This is a genomic window from Paraburkholderia podalyriae (genome assembly GCF_014397785.1).
In the GTDB taxonomy this organism is placed as follows: domain Bacteria; phylum Pseudomonadota; class Gammaproteobacteria; order Burkholderiales; family Burkholderiaceae; genus Paraburkholderia; species Paraburkholderia podalyriae.
The window spans coordinates 1-2495 of record NZ_VZQQ01000182.1 but is presented as its reverse complement, the minus strand read 5'-3'; the positions used below and the strand labels follow the sequence as shown (position 1 = coordinate 2495).

General features: G+C 65.8%; 2 protein-coding genes and 1 pseudogene. 1 reads left to right on the top strand and 2 read right to left on the bottom strand.

Annotation, left to right across the window (positions count from 1 at the left end; translation table 11 throughout):
- Both F6X42_RS42255 and F6X42_RS42250 read right to left on the bottom strand, forming a co-directional pair.
- Positions 1-721: SDR family NAD(P)-dependent oxidoreductase (locus F6X42_RS42255; protein ID WP_187639683.1), on the bottom strand; the 721-nt coding region annotated here is incomplete at its 3' end.
- Positions 722-805: 84 nt separating this feature from the next.
- Positions 806-1556 (bottom strand): annotated as a pseudogene (locus F6X42_RS42250) (SDR family oxidoreductase).
- 94 nt (positions 1557-1650) lie between these two features.
- On the opposite strand from F6X42_RS42250, the gene F6X42_RS42245 reads away from it, so the two are divergent.
- On the top strand, positions 1651-2495 hold an 845-nt coding region (locus F6X42_RS42245), incomplete at its 3' end, for an AraC family transcriptional regulator (protein ID WP_187639682.1).

The following is a 2495-nucleotide window of genomic DNA, read 5'->3' as shown; positions in this document are numbered from 1 at the left end:
TCCCTGTTGGGCTGTCCGGGCCCAGCAGCGCGACGCGCACCGCTTCGCGAGCGCCTTCCTCGACGGTCTCGGTGCCCAAATAGCCGTTGAGGTTCGTTTTGGTAAAGCCCGGGGAGACAGCGTTGACCTTGATCCCGTCCGGTTCCAGCTCGATCGCCATGGCGACCGTCAAGGCGTTGAGAGCCGTTTTGGACGCCGGATAGACGGGGCCGAAGATCGCACGGTAGGCGAAGGCCGGGTCCGAGTTCGTCGTTAGCGACCCAACGCCGCTCGACACGTTGACGATGCGGGCGCCCGGCGTCGCGCGCAGAAGAGGCAGCATCGCCTGATAAACGGCGAGCACGCCGAACACGTTGGTGTCCCACACCGCGCGCATCTCATCGAGGGACACGTTGCCCGGGCGGGTCGTCTTCGCGTACTCCTCGACGGACTGATCGGATCGCTTTTTCGTGTTCGAAATGGCGGCGTTCTGGATCAGCACGTCGAGGCGGCCGAAGGCGTTGCTTACGCGCTCCGCCGCGGCTGTGACCGAAGCCTGATCCGTCACGTCGAGCTGGAGCGCGTGGCCGTCCGGCCCCACCTCCTTGGCCGCAGCCTCGCCGCGTTCGAGATTGCGCGACCCGACCAGCACAGTGAAGCCGTGTGCCGCGAGATCCTTGGCGATCTGAAGGCCGATGCCTTGATTGGCCCCGGTGACCAGGGCGACGGGTTTGTCCTGCATGGCAATCTCCTTGTGGTGTTGCGCTTTAGCGCGCAAAAGCCGGTTCCGTTTTTCAGTTCAGCTCAGCGCGATGCCGCTGGCGGGTTAGTGAGTCTCGGCCGCCCAGGCTTCGGCATCGGCGCCGGCCGGGAGGCGCATTGGCGCCGACGGATCGGTCGCTGCGCGCCACACCGCTTCGGCGACGTCCTGCGCCCGGGTGGTCGGGGCAGACGCATCCAGCATCCGCGCGAAAACGTCCTTGACAAGGTCCGCATAGGCTTCGTGGTCGAGGCCATGCATGTGGGCGCGCGCGTTGTCTCCGAAGCGGGTATCGGGCGCACGTCCCGGCAGCACCAGCCGCACCCGTACGCCGAACTGCTCGAGCTCCATCGCCATCGATTCGGTGAATGCATTCACCGCCGCCTTGCTCGCGCGGTATGCGGCAATCAGGGGCAGGGCCTTCAGCGTCACGCTCGACGTGACGTTCACGATCACACCAGCCCTGCGCTGGCGGAATTGGGGCAGCACCGCTTGCGTCAATGCGATCGTGCCGAAGGCGTTGGTTTCAAAAATTTCGCGTACCGTGGCGATCGGGGTTAATTCGGCCGGGGACGCCGCGCCGAACCCCGCGTTGTTGACGAGGACGTCGATCGGCCCTGCGGCCTCGACAGTCGCGCGAATGCTGTCCGGGTCCGTGATGTCGAGCGCAAGCACGCGCAGACCGTCGGCGGGCGGCAGTACATCCGCGCGCGGCACGCGCATTGTGGCGATGACGTGCCAGTCGCGCGCGAGGAAGTAACGGGCGATCTCGAGGCCGAATCCGGAAGAGCAGCCGGTGATTCAGTACGGTTTTCATGGGGACTCCTGTAGGGCGTGTGTCCGTACGATAAATCGCCAAGGCCGTACTTGCTACAATCGATCATCCGAATTTCATTTGCAGGAGTCCGGCAATGATTGACCCGTTGGCCGAAGTCGTGACGCTGCTGCAGCCGGGCGCCCGGTTCTCCAAGCTCGTCCACGGCGCGAGTCCCTGGCACATTAGCCGCTCGGTCGCCGGCCAGCCGTTCTATTGCGTGATTCTCGAGGGCGGCTGCCGCATCGCGATCGACGGACATGAGGCCATCGAACTCCTGTCAGGCGACTTTGTCCTGATTCCCGCGGCTTACGGCGTAGCGATGTCGAGCCTGGAGCCGCCGTCGCCGGGCGTCGAGACGCGGCCGCCCGCCGCGCTGGGCGACGGCGAATTCAGAATCGGCGACCCCGATCGCCCCATCGACGCGCGCATGGTGGCCGGCCACTGCAGTTTCGGCTCACCAGATGCATCGCTGCTGGTCTCGCTGCTCCCGCAACTCGTGCATGTGCGCGGCGAACAACGGCTGGCCACGCTCGTGCAACTGGTGCGAGAGGAAACACGGGAGCAGCGGCCCGCGCGCGAGGTCGTGCTCGCACGACTGCTGGAAGTGCTGCTCATCGAAGCGCTGCGGTCCGCGGCACAGACTAATGCGTCGCCGGGCCTGGTGCGCGGACTTTCCGATGGCCGCCTCGTGGCCGCGATCCGCGGGATGCACGAACATCCAACACGCGCCTGGACCGTTGCTGAACTCGCGAAGGAGGCCGCACTCTCGCGCTCGGCCTTTTTCGAGCGCTTCAGTCGCACGGTCGGCATCGCGCCGATGGAATATTTGCTCGCCTGGCGCATGGCACTCGCGAAGGACCTGCTGCGTCGTCATGAAGGCCGCATCGCCGAGATTGCGCAGCGCGTCGGCTACAGTTCAGCCAGCACCTTCAGCGTCGC